This is a genomic window from Streptomyces sp. NPDC058525 (assembly GCF_042719495.1).
GTDB lineage: Bacteria > Actinomycetota > Actinomycetes > Streptomycetales > Streptomycetaceae > Streptomyces.
In genome coordinates, this window is record NZ_JBHXNP010000087.1 from 12820 (window position 1) to 33601 (window position 20782).

Annotated in this window: 17 protein-coding genes; 5 read left to right on the top strand and 12 right to left on the bottom strand. The window is 73.4% G+C overall.

Going from position 1 to position 20782, the window contains the following annotated elements:
• Positions 1-7: 7 nt before the first annotated feature.
• Entirely contained in the window at positions 8-349 is a 342-nt protein-coding gene (locus ACFWP3_RS31475) for an ArsR/SmtB family transcription factor (protein ID WP_384227808.1), read from the bottom strand.
• Positions 350-575: 226 nt separating this feature from the next.
• On the opposite strand from ACFWP3_RS31475, the gene ACFWP3_RS31480 reads away from it, so the two are divergent.
• Both ACFWP3_RS31480 and ACFWP3_RS31485 read left to right on the top strand, forming a co-directional pair.
• A complete protein-coding gene (locus ACFWP3_RS31480; RefSeq protein ID WP_384227810.1) occupies positions 576-929 on the top strand; it encodes a hypothetical protein in 354 nt (117 codons plus the stop codon).
• A 128-nt stretch (positions 930-1057) separates the two neighbouring features.
• On the top strand, positions 1058-2110 hold the full coding sequence (locus ACFWP3_RS31485; RefSeq protein WP_384227813.1) for an NlpC/P60 family protein: 1053 nt from the start codon (positions 1058-1060) through the stop codon (positions 2108-2110).
• Positions 2111-2157: 47 nt separating this feature from the next.
• Here the strand turns inward: ACFWP3_RS31485 and ACFWP3_RS31490 are convergent, their stop codons facing one another.
• The 3 genes from ACFWP3_RS31490 to ACFWP3_RS31500 all read right to left on the bottom strand — a co-directional run bounded on the left by ACFWP3_RS31490 (position 2158) and on the right by ACFWP3_RS31500 (position 5380).
• The gene (locus ACFWP3_RS31490) at positions 2158-3261 is read right to left on the bottom strand and encodes an alpha/beta hydrolase (RefSeq protein ID WP_384227816.1); all 1104 of its coding nucleotides are present in this window, start codon (positions 3259-3261) and stop codon (positions 2158-2160) included.
• Between the two features lie 134 nt (positions 3262-3395).
• Positions 3396-4088 carry a LuxR C-terminal-related transcriptional regulator gene (locus tag ACFWP3_RS31495; RefSeq protein WP_384227818.1) on the bottom strand — a complete coding sequence of 231 codons (693 nt, stop codon included), beginning with the start codon at positions 4086-4088 and terminating at the stop codon, positions 3396-3398.
• Positions 4085-5380, bottom strand: coding sequence for a PspC domain-containing protein (locus ACFWP3_RS31500; RefSeq protein WP_384227820.1), 1296 nt, complete (start codon positions 5378-5380; stop codon positions 4085-4087). Before ACFWP3_RS31500 ends, ACFWP3_RS31495 begins: the two co-directional genes overlap by 4 nt.
• Positions 5381-5511: 131 nt before the next feature.
• Between ACFWP3_RS31500 and ACFWP3_RS31505 the strand changes: the two genes are divergently transcribed.
• Positions 5512-6813 carry a PspC domain-containing protein gene (locus ACFWP3_RS31505; protein WP_384227822.1) on the top strand — a complete coding sequence of 434 codons (1302 nt, stop codon included), beginning with the start codon at positions 5512-5514 and terminating at the stop codon, positions 6811-6813.
• On the top strand, positions 6800-7030 hold the full coding sequence (locus ACFWP3_RS31510) for a hypothetical protein (RefSeq protein ID WP_384227825.1): 231 nt from the start codon (positions 6800-6802) through the stop codon (positions 7028-7030). The genes ACFWP3_RS31505 and ACFWP3_RS31510 overlap by 14 nt, the downstream gene beginning before the upstream one ends.
• Here the strand turns inward: ACFWP3_RS31510 and ACFWP3_RS31515 are convergent.
• The 4 genes from ACFWP3_RS31515 to guaA form a co-directional block, all read right to left on the bottom strand.
• A complete protein-coding gene (locus tag ACFWP3_RS31515; protein ID WP_384227828.1) occupies positions 6970-7485 on the bottom strand; it encodes a TQO small subunit DoxD in 516 nt (171 codons plus the stop codon). The two genes, ACFWP3_RS31510 and ACFWP3_RS31515, sit on opposite strands and share 61 nt — an antisense overlap.
• An 18-nt stretch (positions 7486-7503) precedes the next feature.
• Positions 7504-8760, bottom strand: a complete 1257-nt coding sequence (locus tag ACFWP3_RS31520; RefSeq protein WP_384227831.1) for a hypothetical protein — start codon at positions 8758-8760, stop codon at positions 7504-7506.
• Between the two features lie 102 nt (positions 8761-8862).
• Positions 8863-9636, bottom strand: a complete 774-nt coding sequence (locus ACFWP3_RS31525; RefSeq protein ID WP_384227834.1) for a class II aldolase/adducin family protein — start codon at positions 9634-9636, stop codon at positions 8863-8865.
• Between the two features lie 205 nt (positions 9637-9841).
• Complete coding sequence (guaA, locus tag ACFWP3_RS31530; RefSeq protein ID WP_384227836.1) at positions 9842-11428, bottom strand: glutamine-hydrolyzing GMP synthase; 1587 nt, start codon at positions 11426-11428, stop codon at positions 9842-9844.
• Positions 11429-11713: 285 nt separating this feature from the next.
• On the opposite strand from guaA, the gene ACFWP3_RS31535 reads away from it, so the two are divergent.
• The gene (locus tag ACFWP3_RS31535; RefSeq protein WP_384227854.1) at positions 11714-12007 is read left to right on the top strand and encodes a chorismate mutase; all 294 of its coding nucleotides are present in this window, start codon (positions 11714-11716) and stop codon (positions 12005-12007) included.
• Between the two features lie 465 nt (positions 12008-12472).
• On the opposite strand, the gene ACFWP3_RS31540 is transcribed toward ACFWP3_RS31535, so the two are convergent.
• The 4 genes from ACFWP3_RS31540 to ACFWP3_RS31555 form a co-directional block, all read right to left on the bottom strand.
• A complete protein-coding gene (locus ACFWP3_RS31540; protein WP_384227838.1) occupies positions 12473-14269 on the bottom strand; it encodes a GMC oxidoreductase in 1797 nt (598 codons plus the stop codon).
• An 11-nt stretch (positions 14270-14280) separates the two neighbouring features.
• The gene (locus ACFWP3_RS31545) at positions 14281-15909 is read right to left on the bottom strand and encodes a succinic semialdehyde dehydrogenase (protein WP_384227840.1); all 1629 of its coding nucleotides are present in this window, start codon (positions 15907-15909) and stop codon (positions 14281-14283) included.
• Between the two features lie 93 nt (positions 15910-16002).
• On the bottom strand, positions 16003-17667 hold the full coding sequence (locus tag ACFWP3_RS31550) for a serine/threonine-protein kinase (protein WP_384227841.1): 1665 nt from the start codon (positions 17665-17667) through the stop codon (positions 16003-16005).
• A 125-nt stretch (positions 17668-17792) separates the two neighbouring features.
• On the bottom strand, positions 17793-20735 hold the full coding sequence (locus tag ACFWP3_RS31555) for a protein kinase (protein WP_384227844.1): 2943 nt from the start codon (positions 20733-20735) through the stop codon (positions 17793-17795).
• Positions 20736-20782: the final 47 nt, after the last annotated feature.

The window sequence follows — 20782 nt, forward strand, 5'->3', positions numbered from 1 at the left end:
TCCGAGTCTAGGGGGCGGGACCGACAGCCGGTCCCGGGCCCGGAAAATCGCCGACGGCCAGGGCCAGCAGTCCCGGGAAGCGCTGCTCCAGGTCCTCGCGGCGCAGGGTCAGGAAGAGTCTGCGGCCTTCGGGCCGCTGGCGGATCACCCCGGCCTCGCGCAGGGTGCGCAGGTGGTGGGTGACGGTGGAGCGCGGGAGTCCGGTGGCCACGGCCCCGCAGAAGACCTCCGCCCCCGCGCCGGAGAGGGTCCGGACGATCTCCAGCCGGACGGGGTGGCCGAGGGCTGCCAGGACCTCGACCAGCTCGATCCGGGCGGCGTCGGGGTGGTGGAGTTCTTCGGCGGCCATGGGCCAACTGTACGCAGAAGCCGTACGGACACGGACCCGCCGTCGAGGCCTCCCGACCGCCCGACAAGCCGCCCGACCGGCCGCCCGTCAAGCCGCCTGCCCGACCGCCCGACGAGGCGCCTGCCCGACCGCCCGACGAGGCGCCTGCCCGACCGCCCGACAAGGCCCCCGACCGGCCGGGCACCCGCCCGCCGGGCCGCCGCGGCCCGCCCGTACGCTCGACGCCATGGACGTACTCATCAATGTCTTCGTCGGCCTGCACATCATCGGGATCGCCTCCCTCCTCGGCGGGTTCCTCACCCAGATGAAGGCGATGAGCGCGGGCACCGCCCGGTTCGTGCCCGCCATGCTGCACGGCGCGCTCACCATGCTCGTCACCGGCGTGCTCCTGGTCGGCTTCAACGAGATGGACGGCTCCGCCGTCAACAACGTCAAGGTCGGCGTGAAGCTGGCGATCCTCTTCGTGATCCTCGCCCTCGTCTACGTCAAGCGCGACGAGGAGCGCGTGGAGAAGGCGCTGTTCGGCGCGGTGGGCGGTCTGACCGTGGTCAATATCTTCATCGCCGTCCTCTGGCACTGATCCGCATCGGTCCCGGGCGGCCAACCGCGGTCGCATCAGGACACTTGCGATCATCTCGTCATCTGCCCGTTACCTGCGGGTCTAGCGTCCTCCTCCAAGCACCGAGAGAGGAAGGACGTGAGGCCCTCGTGGCCAGTCATCGAAAGCCCAGGCAGCGCCCGCTCTCCGGCGGAACCGTACGGACCGCCGCCACTCTCGCCCTCGCGGGCGCTGCCACCGCCACCGCCTTCGAAGGCACCTCCCAGGCCGACCCCCGCCCCACGCCCGCGCAGGTCGAGGCAGAGGTGGACCGGCTCTACGAGGAGGCCGAGGCCGCGACCGAGCGGTACAACGGGGCGAAGCAGAAGGCCGACGAGGCCGAGCGGGCGCTGGACGGCCTGCGCGACGAGACCGCCCGCAAGACCGACCAGCTCAACGCCGCCCGCGGCACCCTCGGTTCGCTCGCCGCCACCCAGTACCGCCGCGGCTCCCTGGGGACCGCCGTACAGCTCGCCATGGCGGCCGACCCGCAGGAGTACCTCGCCCAGGCCTCCTTCATCTCCCGTGCCGGGGACCGCAACGCCGCCGGGATCAGCTCCGTACGCCGCCGGCTCGACGAGGTCGGCAAGCTGAAGGAGCAGGCCGCCGGACGCCTCGCCGACCTGCGCGCGCAGCGGGACGAACTGGCCGGGCACAAGGCCGAGATCGAGGGCAAGCTGGCCACCGCCAAGCAGCTCCTGGCGAAGCTGACCGCCGAGCAGCGCGCCGCGTACGAGGCCCGCTCGGGCGGCGGCGCCCCCGCGGCCGGCCCGCAGTCCGCACCGCCTCCGCCGGCGCCGGCGCCGTCGGACGGTTCGCGGGCGGCCCGTGCCGTGGCCTTCGCGCACGGGGCGATCGGGAAGCCGTACGTCTGGGGCGCGACGGGCCCGGGCTCCTTCGACTGCTCGGGGCTGACCCAAGCGGCCTGGCGCTCGGCCGGGGTGTCCCTCCCCCGCACCACCTACACCCAGATCAACGCCGGCCGGCGCGTCTCCCGCGACCAGCTGGCCCCCGGCGACCTGGTGTTCTTTTACTCCGGGGTCACCCACGTCGGCCTGTACATCGGCAACGGCCAGATGATCCACGCACCGCGCCCCGGATCGACGGTCCGCGTGGCGCCGATCGACTCGATGCCCTGGGCGGGCGCCTCCCGCCCCGCCTAGCCGCGCCGCCTGGCCGCGTCGCGAAGGCGTGAGCGGACCGGGCAGCGCTACGGCGCCTTGACCGTCTTGCTCAGCCAGTCGAAGGTCTGCGGCAGCTGCTTCGACCACGAGTCGAGGTTGTGCCCGCCGGTCACCTTCTCGGCGTGCACCACGGTCGGGCTCTTGGCGATCGCCTTGAGGTCCGTGCCCGACAGGTATCCGTCGTGCTCGGCCCCCGACATCCACAGCGAGACCGCCGGCGGCGTGGGCGCGGTCTGCAGCACGTGCTTCAGGTTGTGCGTACGGCGCAGTTCCGGATCCTGGGCGACCAGCGAGGACGGCTCCTGGCCCGGGTCGTTGTAGCCGGACAGGGAGACGGCCGCGCTGTAGCGGTCGGGGTGGTTGATCGCCAGCTTCGCGGCGCAGTACGCCCCGGCCGAGTACCCGGCCACGCCCCAGTTGCGGGCCTCCTCCGAGACGCGGAAGTTGTCGACGACCATCTTGCGGACGTCGACGCTGAACCAGCTGTCGGCGTTGACCTTGCCGGGGATGTTGGCGCAGCCGGTGTCGGCGTTGCCCAGCAGCATGGCGCGCGGCGAGACCAGGATGAACGGCTGCACCTTGCCGCTCTTCATGAGCGGTTCCAGCACCTCATGCGCCTTGACCCCCTGGAACCAGGACTTGCCCGTCCCCGGGATGCCCGGGATCAGCTCGACCACGGGGAACTTCTTGTCCTTGTAGGCCGGGTCGTCGTACTGGGGCGGCAGCCACACCATGACGTCGCCCTTGACCCCGGAGACCTTGCCGTCGAGCTCGGTCTTCTGGACCCGGCCCCCGAGGCCCTCCACGGGCTCGAAAGCCTGCTTCACCTTGGGCGCGGCCTCGGCCCGCTTCCCGCCGAGCCCGTCCGGGCCGAGGTCGGGGGCGGCGGTGACGTAGGTGCCGGTGCCGAGCAGGTCGCCCCACGAGGCGTAGAAGTTCATGTCCCGGTTGACCCCGATGAACACCAGCGCGATGGCGGTGACCTGCGCGAACACCACCATCAGGGCGCGGGAGGCCACGCGTACGGCGGCAGGGCCGCGCACCTTGCTCCACACGGCCAGCGGCAGGACGACGGCGATCAAGGTCAGGGCGACCACCGTCGCGAAGAGGGGGGTCCCCGTCAGGCTCATCACGGCAACGTAGAGGGCTGCGCGGCCCGCGGCGGTTGCCCGCTCGGCCTGCGGTATGGGTCACATCAGGTCGCGAACGGTCGTGACCGGTCGCATTCGATCGCGTCCGGTCACCTCGGGGTCCCCTGCGGCGGCTACACCAGCCGGCGGGCCGTCGCCCAGCGGGTCAGCTCGTGCCGGTTGGACAGCTGGAGCTTCCTGAGCACGGCCGAGACGTGCGACTCCACCGTCTTGACGGAGATGAAGAGCTGCTTGGCGATCTCCTTGTACGCGTACCCGCGCGCGATGAGCCGCAGCACCTCGCGCTCGCGCTGGGTCAGCCGGTCCAGGTCCTCGTCGACGGGCGGGGCGTCCGTGGAGGCGAAGGCGTCGAGCACGAAGCCCGCCAGCCGCGGCGAGAACACCGCGTCCCCCTCCTGCACCCGGAAGATCGAGTTCACCAGGTCGGTGCCGGTGATCGTCTTGGTGACGTAGCCGCGCGCGCCGCCCCGGATGACGCCGATGACGTCCTCCGCCGCGTCCGACACCGACAGCGCCAGGAACCGCACCTGGTTCTCGGCCGCCGCCATCAGCGGGGCGCAGCGCCGCAGCACCTCGACCCCGCCGCCGCCGGGCAGGTGCACGTCCAGCAGGACCACCTCGGGCCGGGTGGCGGTGATGACGGTGACGGCCTGGTCCACGTCGGCGGCCTCGCCGACGACCTCGACCCCGGTCCGCTCGGTCTCGCCGATCTCGGCCTGTACGCCGGTGCGGAACATCCGGTGGTCGTCGACGAGCACCACCCGGACCCGCCTGCCGGTCTGCGTCACCGCGTTGTCCTCGGTCATGCTGTGTTCGCCGCCCTCTCCATCTCCAGCTCGACTTCCGTGCCGCCGTCGGGCGCCGACCGCAGCCGCGCGGTCCCGCCGTTGCGCTGCATCCGGCCGATGATCGATTCTCGTACGCCCATCCGGTCGTCCGGTACGGCGTCGATGTCGAAGCCCGGTCCGCGGTCCCGTACGGACACGAACACCGTCTGCCCCTCCACTTCCGCGTACACCTGTACCGGGCCTCCCTCGCCACCGTACTTGGCGGCGTTGACCATCGCCTCGCGCGCGGCCTGGATCTGTGCGGCCAGCCCCTCGTCGAGCGGGCAGTCGCCGACGACGACGACCTCGATGGGGACGCCGTGGTGGTCCTCCACCTCGGCGGCGGTCTTCTTCACGGCCTCCGCCAGGGTGGCCGGCTCCTCGTCCTCGTCCTTGCCGGTGCCCTCGGGCTTGTACAGCCAGTTCCGCAGCTCCCGCTCCTGGGCCCGCGCGAGGCGGCGCACCTCCCCGACGTCCTCGGCGTTGCGCTGGATCAGGGTGAGGGTGTGCAGCACCGAGTCGTGCACGTGGGCGGCGACCTCGGCGCGCTCCTGGGCGCGGATGCGCATCAGCCGCTCCTCGGAGAGGTCCTGGGTCATCCGGATCAGCCAGGGGCCGGCGAGCAGCGCGACGCCGACGAGGACGGCGAGGGTGGCGGTGAGGACGTTGCCGAGCTGGGCCGCGGAGCCGCGTACGACAATGAAGACGGTGAGCCCGACGCCGACCAGGGCCACCCCGGCCAGCGCCCGGGCCGCCTGCAGCAGCCGCCCGTGCCGTCCGGCCGCCTCGGTCCAGTGGGCCCGGCGGGCGTTGTCGGCCTGCCGCCATACGAGAACCACCCCGGCCCCGACCAGCAGCGTCGGCCACACGTACCGGCCGGAGGCGCCGCCGACCTGGACCTGCGAGATGAAGATGCCCGCGCCGATGCACAGCGCGATCAGCGCGGTGATCTGCCCCTTGTCGGGTTTGCGCAGGCGGCGGGTGCCGTCGGGCAGGGTCTCGAAGTACGAGCGGTGTCCGCTGCGGCCGCCGACGCCCAGCGGTACGAACACCCAGAACGCGGCGTACAGCAGCACGCCGAGCCCGTCGCCCCACATGAACAGGCCGAGGAAGGCCAGCCGGACCCAGATCACCGGCAGCCCGAGGTGCCCGGCGAGCCCCCGTGCGACGCCGCCGAGCATCCGGCCGTCGGCGCTGCGGTAGAGCTTGCGCTGCGGCACCTCGTCGACGTCGGGGGCGTGCGGGGTGCGGGAAGCGGCGGCTGCGGGCATGTCACCAAGGGTCACACGCGCGGGAGCGGCCCGGCATCAGGGCTGCCCCCCAATTCGACCCGGGGGATATCAGGGTTGCGCCAGGGTCGGGCCCGGTGCCGCGGGCCGCCGCGGGCCGTCACCATGGACGCATGACCGAAGTACACGACGCCCCGCCGGAGCCCGGGGCGCCCCAGGCACCCGAAGTCCGGCCTCCCCTGCGCCGCAGCAAGCGCGACAAGGTCCTGGCGGGCGTGTGCGGGGGTCTGGGCCGGTACTTCGACCTGGACCCGGTGGTCTTCCGGATCGTGTTGGGCGTCCTCGCGGTCACCGGCGGCGTCGGCCTGATCTTCTACGGCTTCGCGTGGCTGCTGCTCCCCCAGGACGGGGAGGAGGACAGCGAGGCGAAGAAGATGCTGACCGGCCGCGTCGAGGGCGCCACCCTCGCCGCGGTGTTCGCCGCGCTGGTCGGCTGCGCGCTGTTCCTGTCGATGCTGGACAACGGCGTGCTCGCGGTCTTCTCGGTGCTGGTGATCCTGGCGCTGGGCGGAGCCTCGTACTGGTCGCAGCGGCGGCGGACCGCGGGCCCGGTGGAGGCCGAGGCCCCCGCGCCGCAGGAGACGAAGGCACCGCCGGAGACGAAGGCACCGCCCGCCCCGGGCGGCCCGTCGTGGTGGCGGGACCCGCTGGTCAAGGACGGCACCACCGGCCCGGTCGGCGCGACGGGGTACCTGTGGGGCCCCGCCGACTCGCCCGTCCCCGTGCAGCCGGGCGCCGCACCGGCCCCGGCCGTGAAGGAGCCCTCCGCTCCGGCCCGCCCGCGCGGCGGCATCGGCGGCCGGGTCTTCGTCCTCGCGGTGATCGCCGGGGTCGCCGCGGCGAGCACCAAGTGGCAGGGGCATCCGCTGGGCGAGGCCCTGCAGGCCGGACTGGCGGCCGCGCTCGTCGTCTTCGGCCTCGGTCTCGCCGTCAGCTCCCTGCTGGGGCGCACCGGCTTCGGCACGGTCGTGCTGGCCGTGTTCACCTCGGGGCTGCTCGCGGTGGCCGCCGTACTGCCCCGGGAGATCGGCACGGACTGGCGGGAGACCGCGTGGCGGCCGGCCGCGGTGGCCGACGTACGGCCCGAGTACGAGGCGGGGACCGGCTTCGCCACCTTGGACCTGAGCCGGCTGGACGTGCCCAAGGGCACCACCCTGGCCGTCCGGGCCTCCGTGGACGCGGGCCGGCTGAAGGTGGTCGTGCCCCGCGAGGTGACGGCCGAGGCCGATGTGACCATCCGTCTGGGCGACATCCAGATGCCCGGGGACACGAGCGAGGACGTACGGGTCCGCGGCGGCGGCGAACACCGGCGGGCGACCCTGTCGCCCGAGGCCGGCACCGAGGCCGGCGGGACGATCGAGCTGCACCTGAACGCGGGTGTGGGACAGGTGGAGGTGGCCCGTGCGGCGTCATGAGTTCCAGCCGGGACGGCTGATCGCGGGGCTGGCCCTGCTGGTCGCGGGCGTGCTGTACCTGCTCGACAGCAGCGGCGAGACCGACCTGCCCTGGTTCCTGGTCATCCCGCTCACGGTGGGCGGGCTCTCGCTCGCCGCCCTGACCGGGATGGTGACCTACGCCGTCAGGCGCGACCGCCGCCAGCGCGACCCGATCAGCGAGTCCAGGGACCAGTAGGGCGCCCCGGCGATGATCAGCGGGATCCAGGCGATCATGTAGATCAGGTCGTTGCCGTAGTAGTACGGGGTCACCGCCCACGACACGGTGAGCCACAGGCTGAGCGCGATCAGCGCGCCGCCGGCGGCCGCGATCCTGGTCAGCAGGCCGGCCAGCGTCCCGAGGCCGACGAGGATCTCCCCGATGGCCAGGGCGACGGCGAAGCCGACGGGCGACTCCAGGGCCATGTCGACCATGGCGGGAATCGCGGAGGTGTCGCGCACCCCCGTCATCAGCTCCCCGATGGAGCCCGCTCCGGAGGCGGAGAGGAACGCGGAGTCGGTCAGCTTGTCCACGCCCGCGTAGACGAAGGTCACGCCGAGGAAGATCCGCAGGGGCAGCAGTGCGTAGTCGGCCGGCCGTACCGTCGGCGGGCGGACTGCGGACGCGTCTGTCGAGACATCAGTTCGGGTCACGCGACATGTGTACCCCGATCACTCGGCCACGTCGATGATGCATCGGTTGGATTCCACCCCGGCGGCGGTCACCACCTGGATGTCGATCCGCCCCGGCTCCACCTCGGCCGGCACCGGCACCGTCAGCACCGTGTCGGAGGGGTTGGTGAACCCGCCCGGCACCGGAACCAGCGGCACGTGCACGTGCACCGCCCCGATCCGCACCACCAGCCGGGCCAGCATCTCCGGGGTCTGCGCCCCGGGAGGCACGAAGCCCACCCCCCGGATCTCGATGTCGTCCCCGGGCCGGACGGCCGCGTCCAGGTCGCCGGGCTCCCGTCTGCGCACCACCGACAGCACGAGCGGGCGGGTGCCCTCCGCGTACTTGGCCGCCAGGTACACCGCGGCCGACAGCGCCACCAGCAGGGCCAGGGCCCAGGGCAACTGCGGCAGCCGGTCCGGGAAGCGGGCCAGCGACGCGGCCGCGTAGACCAGCACCACCGTGGAGACGAGCACGTACTGCGCGTCGGGGAAGCTGCCGCGCCCCGCGTCGTCCGTCAGCAGGTCCACCCCGCGCGGCCGGTCGGCCGGCAGCTTCTGCAGGCGCTGGCCCATGATCCGTACGGAGACCACCCGGCGCACCACCACGGCCACCACCGAGGTCAGCGAGACCACCGCCAGCAGCGGCAGCGCCCGGTCCAGGGCGAACCCCGCGTACAGGGCCTGCCGCTCCGGCCCCGGCGCCGAGGCCGCCAGCCGCAGCGCGGGCAGCAGCCCGGCGAAGGCCGTCAGCACCACCCAGGCGCTCGGCACCGACTTGGACGTGGACAGCCGGTTGTCCTCGCCGACCAGCGGGGCCAGCAGCCCGCCGCGCACCGACTGGGCGCGGGCCGCGACGGTGAGCAGCCCGGCCAGGACCAGGGCGGCCAGCAGCCCGGCGGTGCGGGCCGTGGACCAGCCGGTGCCGAGCGCGGTCCCGACCTGGACCAGGAGCAGCACCCCGGCGGCGATCCACACGCCGAGCACGGCCCGCCGCGAGAACAGGTACAGCCAGGAGTTCCCGGCCTCCCGGCCCCGGTCGGCGACGGTGCGCGCCGACAGGGTCAGCTCGTCGGAGACCCACTGGCGGGACGCTCCGAGGGAGTGGGCCACGGCGGCGGGCAGCCCCTGTCCTGCGGCGAACTCGTCGCGCTTCTCCAGGAAGGCGGCCACGGCGCGGCGGTGCCCTTCCCGTGCGCAGTCGTCGCATGCGCAGGCCGCGGTGTGAGTACCCCGGGACATCTCTTGGACAGCCACGTGCGTGCCGCCTCTCTGAACTACGGTGCAATGCCAGCGAATTGTGCACCACTGCGGCAGTGTTCCGGATTGCGCACGATGTCAGAGCAGGTGATTAACCGTTCATGATGTTGACGCCACCGGCGTGTCACCGTTGTGGCGCAGGGGCTGGTAGTTCACCCAGGCGGCCAGATCGGACCCGAACCGCTCCCGTGTGGCGAGCGCGCTGTGGTGGTCGATGAGCACCGGTTTCCCGGCCGCCCGCGCGATCAGCTGCACCTGCGCGGCCCGCTCCGCCGCGATGAACCACCAGACCGCGGCGTCCACCGAGCCCCCGACCGTCAGCAGCCCCCGGTTGCGCAGGATCAGCGCCTTGTACGGGCCCAGCGCGCGCCCGATCCGGCTCGCGTCCTCGGCTCCGGCGAACTCGTCGAGCAGCGCGTGGTCCTCGTAGAAGGCGCAGGCCTCCTGGGAGACGGGGGCCAGCAGCTCGCCGAGGGCGGCGAGGGCGCGGCCGTACGGGGCCTGCGTGCGCACCACGGCCACCACCTCGGGCCGCTCCCGGTGCACGGCGGCGTGCACGGCGAAGGCCAGCTCGTTGACCCGGCGCTCGCCCTGGAGGACCCGGCCCTCCCCGTCGACCAGCAGCAGGTCCGCGGGGGTCAGCGCGCCGAAGGCCCGCCCGAAGGGATTGACCCAGTAGCAGTCCTCGAACTCCGGGTCCCGCGCGCTGACGTGCCCCGACACCCCGTCCTCGTAGCCGAGCCGGCCCAGCAGGCGCAGCGCCCCGGCGAGCCGCTCCTTGCGGTGCGCCCGCTCGTCGGCCGGGTCGGTGTGGACGGGCGGCATCTCGAAGCCGAGCCGTTCCACGGGGACGGGTACGGGCTGATCCGGCATGGGACCTCCTCCGACGGCTCGGGTCGCGGCGCAAGGTACCGGCGCCTCCGTGAAGTGGCCAGAGAAAAGCGGCCAGAGAAAAGCGGCCGGAGAAAAGCCGCCGGAGGAAGCGGCGCCGGGCGGGGGCGCCGGGACGGCGGCGCCGGAAACGGCGAAGCCGCCGCTCGGGAGGGAGCGGCGGCTTCGTCTGCGGTGCGGGTGGGGACTACTCCCACTCGATGGTGCCCGGGGGCTTGCTCGTGCAGTCCAGGACCACGCGGTTCACGTCCGGCACCTCATTGGTGATGCGGGTGGAGATCCGCGCGAGCACCTCGTACGGCATGCGCGTCCAGTCCGCGGTCATCGCGTCCTCGGAGGAGACGGGGCGCAGCACGATCGGGTGGCCGTAGGTGCGGCCGTCGCCCTGGACGCCGACGCTGCGGACGTCCGCGAGCAGCACGACTGGGCACTGCCAGATCTCGCGGTCCAGGCCGGCCGCGGTGAGCTCGTGGCGGGCGATGGCGTCGGCCTCGCGGAGCAGGTCCAGGCGCTCCCTGGTGACCTCGCCGACGATGCGGATGCCGAGGCCGGGGCCGGGGAAGGGCTGGCGGTGGACGATCTCGTCCGGCAGGCCCAGCTCCTGGCCGACCATCCGGACCTCGTCCTTGAACAGCTGGCGCAGCGGCTCGACGAGCTCGAACTCGATGTCGTCGGGGAGCCCGCCCACGTTGTGGTGGGACTTGATGTTCGCGGTGCCGGTGCCGCCGCCGGACTCGACGACGTCCGGGTACAGGGTGCCCTGCACCAGGAAGGCCACCGCGGGGCCGTCCTCCTGGAGGATCTCCAGCTGGGCCTGCTCGAAGACGCGGATGAACTCACGGCCGATGATCTTGCGCTTGGTCTCCGGGTCGGAGACGCCGGCCAGCGCGTTCAGGAAGCGCTCCTGCGCGTCGACGACCTTCAGCTGCACGCCGGTCGCGGCGACGAAGTCCTTCTCGACCTGCTCGGTCTCGCCCTTGCGCATCAGACCGTGGTCGACGTACACGCAGGTCAGCTGCGAGCCGATGGCCTTCTGCACGAGGGCCGCGGCCACGGCCGAGTCCACGCCGCCGGAGAGGCCGCAGATGGCGCGCTTGTCGCCGACCTGCTCGCGGATGGCCGCGATCTGCTCCTCGACGATGTTGCCGGTGGTCCAGGTCGGGGACAGGCCCGCACCCCGGTAGAGGAAGTGCTCGAGGACCTGCTGGCCGTGCGTGGAGTGCATCACCTCGGGGTGGTACTGCACGCCGTACAGCTTCTTCTCGTCGTTCTCGAAGGCTGCGACGGGGACCACGTCGGTGGACGCGGTGACGGTGAAGCCCTCGGGGGCGGCGGAGCAGGCGTCGCCGTGGGACATCCACACCGACTGCTGCCCGGGGGTGCCCTCGAAGAGGGTGGAGCCGGTCTTGGAGACGGCCAGCGGGGTGCGACCGTACTCGCGGGCGCCGGTGTTGTCGACCTGGCCGCCGAGGGTGGTCGCCATCAGCTGGAAGCCGTAGCACATGCCGAAGACGGGAACGCCGGCCTCGAACAGGGAGCGGTCGAGCCGCGGGGCGCCTTCCTCGTACACGGAGGACGGACCGCCGGAGAGGATGATCGCCTTGGGGTTCTTGGCCAGCATCTCGTCGACGGGCATCGAGCTCGGCACGATCTCGCTGTAGACCCGTGCCTCGCGGACGCGACGGGCGATGAGCTGGGCGTACTGGGCGCCGAAGTCGACGACGAGAACCGTGTCCGGGGCGCTGTCGTGGGCGGCGGAGGGTGCTTCTGGCACGGGGCGGCCTTCCGGCGGAAGAGGTGGCTGTTTTGTCGATTCTAACGGGGCACCCACACCCCTCTTCGTCTCACCATCCGAACCGGCTTGGCCGGGAGGGGGACGGAAGTACATAATCCGTTCCATGCGCAAGCAGCTGAGCTTCCTCTTTACCTATGGCACCGGCCGGTCCGGTCGCCATGGGTCTTCGTGATGCTCGCCTGAGCCGCTGAACTTCCCAGAGCGCCCCGGTCCGACAGGACCGGGGCGCTCTGGCGTTCCCGGGGCTGGCGGGCGGCGGGTTCCATCCGACAGGAGACGAAGACCATGACCACGACCACGATCACCGCCGCCACCCCCGAGCAGCTCATCGCCGGCTCCCGTGAGCGCATCGACGCCCTCGACGACCGGATCATCGGGCTGATCCAGGAGCGCATGGCCGTCTCGACGGTCATTCAGGAGGCGCGGATCTCCTCGGGCGGACGGCGGGTGCACCTGTCCCGGGAGATGGAGGTGCTCTCGCACTGGAGCGATGCCCTCGGCAAGCCCGGCACCGCCCTCGCCATGACGCTGCTCGAGCTGTGCCGAGGCCGGGTGTGACGGCTGTTCGTCACCCGTCCGGAGCGTGACCGCCCCGAGTGCCCTTCGTTGGTGTGGTTGTCCGCGCCAGCCAGGCGCGGGACCGCAACACCACGCGTGGCTCCGCCGGAGCGATGAGACGCGTTCCCCGTGGGGGCGCGTCGTGGGACCTCGCTCCCTCGCGTGACCGGACGGCAGGGGACAGCAGCCCGGTCACCCCATAAAGAACGGCCGGCCCTGGGGACGCCCCGGGCCGGCCGTTCGGCGTTCCGGTCCCTCGCAAGTCCCCTCGGGTCCTCGCGGGGCCCCTCGGGTCCGCTCCGGTCGCTCCCGGCCCCTCCGGTCGCCCATGCACACTTCGCTGTGTGACCGACACCACAGCCCGGGGTGACTGATTCCGGTACAACCTTCCGTGGCGACCGCCTGTCACTCATGTACCGCGGTGGGTACCGCGCTCGGAGGGGGAGCGCGGTACCGACCCGGGCATCAGACCTGGTCCACGGCCTTCGGCGGGACCTCGGGGACGGCCAGGAACGGCAGCCGCAGGGCGCCGAAGGCCTCCTTCGGAACGGCCGGACGGGCCGGTTCCACCGCCGCGAGCCGTACGTAGCCCGCTCCCTGCTCGGGACGCGGGTCCTTCTCGCCCTTGTTCGGCCAGTACGACATCGCCCGCTCGGCCTGCGCCGTGATCGTCAGCGACGGGTTCACGCCGAGGTTCGCGGAGACCGCCGAGCCGTCCACCACCGAGATCCCCGGGTGCCCGTAGAGCCGGTGGTACGGGTCCACCACGCCCTCCTCGGGCGAGGCGCCGATCGGGCAGCCGCCGAGGAAGTGCGCGGTCAGCGGGGTGCCCATGAGCTCGCCGATGTTGCTGCCGGCGAAGCCGTTGATCTCCTCGGCCAGCAGGGTGGCCGCCTGGGTGGCCTCCGCGATCTGGACCGGGTTGGGGGCGCCATGGCCCTGGCGGGCGGTGAGCAGCCCCTTCCCGATGCCGCCGGGCTTGCGGTAGGTGGTCAGCGAGTTGTCCAGCGACTGCATGACCAGGCCGATGATGGTCCGCTCCGACCAGCGCCGGTTGGACAGCGAACGGGCCAGCTGGAGCGGGTGCCTCGCGGTGCGGGCGAACCAGGCGCGGACGCGGTGCCTGCTGTACGGGACCTGGAGGACGGTCATGAACCCCATCGCGTTGGAGCCCTTGCCGTAGCGGACGGGCTCGATGTGCGTGTCGGCGTTGGGGTGCACCGAGGAGGTGATCGCCACGCCCCGGGTGAAGTCGGCGCGCCGCTCCGTGCCGGGGCCCGCGCCGTGCCGCTTGCGGTAGCGGCGGTCGTGGGTCTGCGCGCCGACCAGGCCCTCGGAGTTGGTCCGGGTCAGGTCGCCGAGCCGGTCCGAGATCCCGGGGAGCTCGCCGCGGTCCTTCATCGTGTGCAGCAGGGTCTGGGTCCCGTACGTGCCCGCCGCGACGACCACGTACCGGGCGCGCAGCACCTTCGGCCTGCCCTTGCGGCGCTGGTCGGTGGGGACCGTACGGATCCGGTAGCCGCCCTCGGGGTGTTCGGAGAGGGCGGTGACCGTGGTCATGGGGTGGATGACGGCACCGGCGCGCTCGGCGAGGTGCAGGTAGTTCTCGCCCAGGGTGTTCTTCGCGCCGTGCCGGCAGCCGGTCATGCACTCGCCGCATTCGGTGCAGGCTTTGCGGGCGGGGCCGACGCCGCCGAAGTACGGGTCGGCGACCTCGTCCCCGGGCCGGACCCGCGCGTGCCCCTCCGCGTCGGCGCCGTCGCCGAAGAAGACGCCGACCGGGGCCATGTGGAAGGAGTCGGCCACGCCCATCTTCGCCGCGGCCGCCTTGAGGTGGACGTCGGAGGGGGTCATGGTCGGGTTGAGGCGGACGCCGAGCATCCGCTTGGCCTGGTCGTAGTACGGGGCCAGTTCCTCGCGCCAGTCGGTGATGCCCGCCCACTGCCGGTCCTCGAAGAAGGCGGTGGGCGGCACGTACAGGGTGTTGGCGTAGTTGAGGGAGCCGCCGCCCACCCCGGCGCCCGCGAGCACCATCACGTTGCCGAGCAGGTGGATGCGCTGGATCCCGTACAGCCCGAGGGCCGGGGCCCACAGGTAGTTGCGCAGGTCCCAGCTGTTCTTGGGCAGGCTGTCGCGGGTGAAGCGGCGCCCCGCCTCCAGGACGCCCACCCGGTAGCCCTTCTCGGTGAGGCGCAGGGCAGAGACCGACCCCCCGAAGCCGGATCCGATGACGATGACGTCGTAGTCGTACGACTCAGACACGGTGTGCCCCTTCAGCGGAGTCGGAGGGCCTTCATGACCTTGAGGCTGCGGGTCATGAACGCCGCGTACTTCTCGTCGTCCATGCCCAGCGAGGGCGCCATCGGGAGCAGCCGCTGGTGGGCGACGGTCTGGGCCTCGGTGTACTTGAGGATGCCCTCGGAGCCGTGGCGGCGGCCGAGCCCGGAGTCCTTCATGCCGCCCATCGGCGCCTGGGCGCTGCCGTAGGCCGGGGCGTAGCCCTCGTTGATGTTGACGGTGCCGGTGCGCAGGCGGGCGGCGACGGCGTGGCCGCGGCGGGCGTCCTTGGTCCAGACGCTGGAGTTGAGGCCGTAGGCGGTGCCGTTGGCCTCGGCGATGGCCTGGTCCTCGTCGGTGAAGCGGTAGATGGACACGACCGGGCCGAAGGTCTCCTCGCCGCACACCGCCATGGGTGCCTCGACGCCGTCGAGGATGGTGGGCTCGTAGAAGAGCGGGCCGATGTCGGGGCGTGCGGTGCCGCCGGCGACGAGGGTGGCGCCCTTGGCGAGGGCCTCGTCCACGTGCCGCCGTACGGTCTCCAGCTGGCGCTCGCCGACCAGCGAGCCCATGTCGGCGCCGTAGGCGAGCGAGCTGCCCAGGCGCATGGCCTTGGTGCGGGCGGCGAACCGCTCCACGAAGGCGTCGGCGACCGAGGCGTGGACGTAGAGCCGCTCGATGGAGATGCACAGCTGACCGGCGGAGGAGAAGCAGGCGCGGACGGCGCCGGCGGCGGCCTTCTCGATGTCGGCGTCGTGCAGGACGAGCATGGCGTTCTTGCCGCCGAGTTCGAGGGAGACGCCGACGAGGCGGGCCGCGGCGCCCTGGGCGACCTCGCGGCCGGTGCGGGTGGAGCCGGTGAAGGAGACGTAGTCGGCGTGCCGGACGACTTCGGGGCCGACGACGGGGCCTTCGCCGAGGACGACCTGGAAGACCTCGGCGGGCAGGCCGGCCTCGATGAGCAGGTCGCGGGCCCACAGGGCGGTCAGCGCGGTCTCGGTGTCGGGCTTCATGACCACCGCGTTGCCCGAGACGAAGGCGGGCAGCGCGTCGCCGACGGACAGTTCCAGCGGATAGTTCCAGGGGGCGATCTGGCCGACGACCCCGCGCGGCTGGCGCAGTTCGGTGACCTTGGTGAGGGTGGGCATGGCGCCCGTGTGGCCCTTGGGGCGCAGGTAGCCGGGGGCCTTGCGGCCGTAGTGGCGGGCGGCGACGGCGACGGCCTGGACCTCTTCGTGGGCGTGCAGCCGGGCCTTGCCGGTCTCCAGCTGGATGAGGTCGAGGACCTCGGCCTGCCGGGCGAGCACCAGGTCGTGGAAGCGCAGCAGTACGGCGGCCCGCTTGCGCACGGGGACGGCGGCCCAGGCGGGCTGGGCGGCGCGGGCCCGGGCGAAGGCCTCGGCCACGTCCTCGGGGGTGGCCTCGGGGAGTTCCGCCAGCCGGTCCCCGGTGAAGGGGGTGTGGTTGGCGGTGCGGCCGGAGCCGATCACCCCGCGGGTGAGGCGGACGACCAGATCAGGGGTCACCACGTCGGCCGCGGTGCGGACGCCGGCCGGGGCCGGGGCGACCGGGTTGGTGGGTTCCGGTGCGGTGCGGAGGGGGGCCGGGGCCTGCGAGTCCGTCATGGCGGTGAGCGTATTGCGCCCGGCAGGCTTTGGGTACCCGTGGGTAACCGGATTTTGCCATTTCCGCCAGCGATCGCTGGCAGGATGACGGAATCAGGGTTTCGCGGCGGACGGCTCCCAGCCGCTGAGCACGATGTCGAACTGCTGCCGCGTCGTGTCCCAGTCGGCCGCGGGGCTCGACATGTACACCGCGTACTCGGTGCCGTCCGGGGCGATGTACATCTGCTCCTTGGCGCGCCGGGGCCCCGCGAGCGTCCCCTTCTCCACCCAGGTGAAGTCCCACAGGGCGCCGCGGGTGGTGTCCCGGAAGCTGTTCTGCTCCAGCCGCAGCCGCTTGTACTCCGCCCGCTTGCGCACCTGCTTCTCCAGGTCGAGCAGGTGCGCGTACGGGTCCTGGTAGTCCGGAGTCGGGTCGACGGCGATCCGGATGAAGTGATTGCCGTTGTCCGGGGTGTAGTCGATCTGGGTGCCGTTCGACTCCCGGTGCCAGCCGTCCGGCACGAACAGGGTGAAGCCCTCCGGGTCGGTGACCTTGGACCAGCCGGGCGGCGGCGCGGCCTGGGACTTCTGCGACTTCGACTCCCCGCCCGCACCCTCCTGGTCGGGGGCGCTCGCGTTCTTGTCCGCACCGCCCGAACCGCTGTCGCTCGTGTACTTGAGGACTCCGAACACCCCGCCGCCGCCGATCAGCGCCGCCACCAGGGCCACGGCCGCGGCGCGCTTGATCCAGCCGCCGCCCGGCCGGCCGGCGGCGGAGCCCGGCGCGGACGCGGACGCGGGCGTCTCGGGCTCCGGCAGCGGGGCCGTGTGGGCGGTGTCCCCGGGCGCGGCCGGCGCCTGCGACGCCTCCTGCGGATGGTCCTGCGCCGGAGCGAGCTCCTCCGAGGTCACCGAACGCGTGGGCACGTACGCCTGCGCCGCCTTCGGCTCCCGGCCCTCCATCGCCTCCAGCAGCATCCGTTCGGCCTCCCCGGCCGTCGGCCGGTCCGCCGGATCCTTCCGCAGCAGGGCCGTGATGACCGGTCCCAGCGCGCCGGACTGCTTCAGGGCCGGCGGTTCGTCGTTCACCACGGCCTGGAGGCTGGAGATGGGCGAGGTGCGGCGGAACGGCGAACGGGCCTCCACCGCCGTGTACAGGGTCGCGCCCAGCGACCACAGGTCGGAGGCCGTGCCCGGGGTCCCGCCGGTGACCCGCTCGGGGGCCAGGTAGTCGATGGAGCCGACGATCTCGCCGGTGCGCGTGATCGAGGAGTCCCCCTCGATCGCCGCGATCCCGAAGTCCGTGAGCAGCACCCGGCCGTCCTTGGCCAGCAGGACGTTGCCCGGCTTCACGTCGCGGTGCAGTACGCCGACCGCGTGCGCCGCGCGGAGCGCGCCCAGCACGTGCAGCCCGATCCTGGCCGCCTCGCGGGGCTCGATGCGCCCGGCCGCCTTGGCCGCGTCCGCGAGGGAGGGTCCGTCGATGTACTCCATGACGATCCACGGCCGGTCGTCGTGCTCCAGCACGTCGTGGACGGTGACGACCGCCGGGTGCTGGATCCGGGCCGCGGCCCGGGCCTCCTTCTGCGTCCGGGCGTGCATGACGTCCCGGTCGGCCTGGGCGACGTACAGACCCGCCGTCAGCTCCTTGACGGCGACGGTCCTGTGCAGCAGCTCGTCATGCGCGCGCCACACCTTGCCCATGCCGCCCCGGCCGATCGGCTCGATGAGCCGGTACCGGCCCGCCAGCACGGCGCCCCCACCTGTCTGCTGTTCCACAAAACCCCGCCGCTCTCCGCACTTCAGGCCAGATTACGGAGCCCACGGCCGGTGTCGGAACCGCGCAGGCACGGAAAGCCCGCACTGTGACGCAATCGCCGCACTGACCGCCCGTCAGGCACCGTTCATCCGCCCGATTTGTAACTCGCCGTGGCCTTCTCGAAGACCTCGGTGACCTTTCCCTGCTCGTCTTCCGGACCGGTCACCATGACCACGTGGTAGCTACCGCCCAGCGCGACGACGAAATTGCGGGCGAAGACGTTGCGCCCGGTGCCGTCGATCCACGTGTAGCGGCCCGTGGCCCGCAGTTGCTGCCCGACCTTGGTGGTCTTGACGTCGCCGACCGTGGACCAGGTGGAGGTGCGGTACGGCGTCAGCTCCTGCTCCTTGTCCTTCTGGTAGGCCGCCGGGTCCGGGTTGCCCTCGACCTTGTCCCGGCCGGGGACCACGGTCAGGGTGAACTGCCCGCTGGTGTAGCGGACCTGGCCGGCCTCGTTGATGCCGCGGCGCTCCCAGCCGTCTGGGACCACGATCTCGAAGTGCTCCGGATCCTGCTGGGTGGTGTACCCGGCCGGGGCCGGCGCGGCGGGGGTCGCCGCCGGGGGCGGTGTCGTCGTCTGCGGCGCGGGCTTGGACTCGGGGGTTCCGGTGGGGACCTGGGACGGGCTCTGCCGGGTCGGGGCGGGCGCGGCACTGCCGCCCGGGCCCTGCGGGTCGGCGGAGCGCGGCATGAACAGCATCGCGTACGCCACGGCCCCGGCGAGCAGCAGCAGGATGCCGAGAAGCAGGGTGCGGCCCAGGGCGCGGGGCTTGCGGGGGGCCGCGGGATTGCGGTGCCGCCCGTGGAGGTCGCCGCGACGGCGTACGACGGGCAGCCGGGCGGGGTCCGGTTCGGGCATCGGGAGCATGGCGAAGCCGGCGTCGGGCTCGGGGGCGGACCGTACGAGCGAGCGCAGCCAGCCGCGGAGCTCCTCGAAGTCCGGGCGCTCGGTCGGGTCCTGACGCAGCAGCGACTCGACGACCGGCCGGAGCGCGCCGCACTCCTCGGCGAAGGCCGGGGGCTCGGCGCACACCATCTCGACGAGCTCGGCGACGGACTCCTCGGGGTACGGGGCGTGGCCCTGGACGGACCGGTAGAGCAGCGCGCCGAGCGCCCAGAGGTCGGTGGCGGGGCCGACGGGGGCCGCCAGCTGCCAGGGCCCGGTGACGGAGCCGGCCTGCTCGGGGGCCCACCGCTCGGTGACGGCGCCGACGACCGCCATCCGCGTCTGGCGCGCCCGCTCGGCGTCGAGGCCGCTGCGCGGGCCGGACCAGCCACCGGCCGTGCCGGGGCCGCTGCGCTGGGGTGGCGGGACGGCCGCCGGGACCGGACCGGCCGCCCGTTCCGGGGCGTCGGCCTGGCGGTAGCCCTGGGGCAGCGCGAGCTGCGCGGGCAGCCCGGACGGCTGCGGAGGCAGGGCCGCCTGGGACGGCTGCGGTGGCAGGGCCGCCTGGGACGGCTGCGGTGGCAGGGCCGCCTGGGGCGGGTGCGGTGGCTGGATCGCGTGGGTCGGGTGGGTCGGGTGGGTCGCGTCGGCCGGCTGGGCGGACTGGGGCGCCTGGGTGGCCGGGGTGGCCTGGGTGGCCGGTGCTCCCCGTTGCGGCTCCGGGTCCTGCTCGCGGTCGGGCTCCGGCTCGGCCGGTTCGAGCGCCGGGCGGCGGGGGGTCGCGCCGTGCCAGGGGGCTGCGGTGCCGGTCTCCGGGCCGCCGTACGGGTACGAGTACCCCTGCGGCAGGGTCGACCCCTGCGGCCTCGGCTCCGGTACGACGATGGGGTCGCTCTGGCGCTGCTCGCCGACCTTGGCCGCGGCCGCCCGCGCCCCCGCCCGATACGCGGCGATGGCCCCGGCCCGCGCTGCGGCCTTGAGCTCGGGCCGGTCCTCGGGGCCCGGGCGTCCGGGGGTGATGTGGTCGGTGTACCGCGGCCCGGTGTCATACCCCGGAGCCACCAACGGCGCATACCCGCCTCCGTAACCGTCCCCACCCGGCCCGGCAGAGCCCGGGCCCGCGGTGCCCGGTTCGCCAGTCCCCGGCCCGGCAATGCCCGGCGCCGCCACGCCCGGTCCGGCAAAGCTCTGTCCGGCGAAGCCCGGCCCGGCGGCACCCGGGTCGTCCGTCCCCGGCCCGGCAAGGCCCGGCGCCACAGGCCCCGGCCCGGCAAGGCCCGGCGCCGCCACGCCCGGTCCGGCGAAGCCCGCCCCGGCGGCACCCCGCCGTCCGGGAGCGGGCGGTCCGGCAGGGTTCGGGGCGGCGGGGGCCGGCGCCGCCACGCCCGGTCCGGCGAAGCCCGCCCCGGCGGCACCCCGCCGTCCGGGAGCGGGCGGTCCGGCAGGGTTCGGGGCGGCGGGGGCCGGTGACGTGGGGACGGGTCCTGGGGGCTGGTGCGTCGGGGGCAGGGGCGGGGGTGCGGCCGCGCGGGTGCCCCAGCCCGTACCGCCGCCGGAGGCGTCACCGCCCGGGACGGGGTCGTACCCGCACAGGGCCTCCTCCGCCGCGCCGGCCGCGAGGCCCGTCAGCACGACCCGCCCGTCGTCGCAGACCAGCACCGTCCGCACGGTGATGTTGCGGTGGGTCCAGCCGTGCGCGTGCAGCACCCGCAGCGCGGTCAGTACGTCCGAGGCCACCTCCGCCGCCCGGTAGGCGGTCAGCGGCTCATCGGCGATCAGCGCCGCCAGCGGCCTGGCCGGGACGAGTTCGCTCACTATCCACAGCGACCCGCCCTCGGCGAACACGTCGAAGACCTGGTCCAGCCGGGGGTGGTCGGGTACGGCGGCCGCGGCCTGCGCGGCTTCGATCGCGCGCCGCACGGCCGGCAGATCGCCCGCGGCGCGCTGCCCGGCCGCCGGGACGGCCCGGTGTCCGTCCAGCAGCTCGGCGTCCACGACCTCCGGCAACGGCACCTGCCGGACCAGCACTTCCTGTCCGCTGCGGGTGTCGAAGGCACGGGTCTCCACGAGCTCGTACTCGTCCGTCGGCGGCAGCGGCAGACGGTAGCGGTGGGCCAGGATCCGGCCCGCGTAGTCCTCCACATCGCCTCCCCCGAGTGCTGGGGGCACCCCCGTGGCCCCGCTGACAC